The organism is Streptomyces sp. NPDC044571 (assembly GCF_040647115.1).
GTDB lineage: Bacteria > Actinomycetota > Actinomycetes > Streptomycetales > Streptomycetaceae > Streptomyces.
The window spans coordinates 1-1,418 of sequence record NZ_JBEZBN010000130.1; the positions used below are offsets into that span (position 1 = coordinate 1).

The 1,418-nt window shown below is 75.9% G+C and carries 2 protein-coding genes; both read left to right on the forward strand.

Annotated elements, in window-relative coordinates; genetic code table 11:
- The coding region (locus tag AB0B01_RS30745) for an alpha-L-glutamate ligase (RefSeq protein ID WP_361726249.1) at window positions 1–608 on the forward strand (608 nt) is incomplete at its 5' end.
- 78 nt (window positions 609–686) lie between these two features.
- Window positions 687–1,418, forward strand: a 732-nt coding sequence (locus AB0B01_RS30750; RefSeq protein ID WP_361726252.1) for a DMT family transporter, incomplete at its 3' end; no start/stop codon positions are given.

Sequence of the window (1,418 nt, forward strand, 5' to 3'; positions counted from 1 at the left end):
GCGGGGTGCCCGTGGTCAACTCCGCTGCGGCGACCACGCTCTGCCAGGACCGCACGGCGATGGCGGAGCTGGCGGCGCGCGCCGGACTGCCGTTCGCGGGGACCCGTACGTACGACACCCTTTCGGCCTGGGCATCCGGCGGCCCGCTGCGCTCCCCCGTGGTCGTCAAGAGCCGCTACAGCCGCCGCCACGACCTGGTGGCCCGGGTCGGCGACCCGGTGCGGCTGCGGGAGCTGGCGGCCGCGTGGCCCGAGGAGCCGGTGGTGGTCCAGGAGTTCGCCCCGAACAGCGGCTGGGACCACAAGCTGTGGGCGATCGGGGACCGGCTCTTCGCCGCCCTGCGCCGCTCCGAACTCGCGCCCGGCTCCGACCGGGAGGCCCGGCCGCTCGCCGTGGCCGAACTGCCGGACGGCTGGGCGGAGCTGGTGCGCCGGGCCGGGGAGGCGTTCGCGCTGGACGTCTACGGGGTCGACGTCATCGACTCGGGCGGCGGCACCCCGCTGATCGTGGACATCAACGCTTTTCCCGGGATCCGGGGGCAGGCCGGCGCGCCACAGGCGCTGGCCTCCCTCGCACTGGACCGGGCCGGCGTCGGCACCGGTGCGTGAGGCCCGGACAGGGGGAATCGGCACTGCGGGAGCGTGTCGGCGGGGCGGGACGGCGGCAGGCCCGGTGAGGATCGGCGGATGGGCTTCGTCCTGCCGGTCTTCTGCGCGCTGTTCGCGGCCTTCAGCAACGCCCTGGCCACCGTGCTCCAGCGCCGGGCCGCGCTCACCGTGCCGCAGGGCAAGGGCTTCCGCCCCGGGCTGGTCCTCGACCTGCTGAAACGGCCCGTGTGGCTCTTCGGGATCCTGGCCGTGATCGCCGCCGGAGTGGGCCAGGCCGCCGCCTTGGCCACGGGCGCGCTGGTCCTCGTACAGCCGCTGTTCGTACTGGAATTGCCGCTCGCGCTGATGATCGCCTCGCTCGCGGCGCGGCAGCGGCTGCGGGGCGCGCTGTGGCTGTCCGTCACGGCGGTGGTCGTCGGGCTGGGGGTGGCGCTGGTGGCGGCCTCGCCCGACGGGAACCGCACCCACGTACCGCTCGACCGGTGGTTCCCGGCCCTCGGGGCGTGCGCGGGCGCGGCGGTGGCCCTGGCGGGGGCCGGACTGCGGCGACCGCCGGGACGGGCCCGGGCCGGCTGCCTGGGCGGCGCGACCGCCATCTGCTATGCCCTGACGGCCGCCCTGATGAAGGACTCCGTGCCCCTGCTCGGCGAGGGCGGTGTCGGCGCGTTCCTGACCGCCTGGCAGACGTACGCCTTCGGCGCGACGGGGATCTGCGCCCTGCTGCTGCTCGAACACGCCATGCAGGGCGGGCCGCTGGTGGCCTCCCAGCCCGCGCTGACGCTGGGCGACGCGAGCGTCAGCGTGATGCTG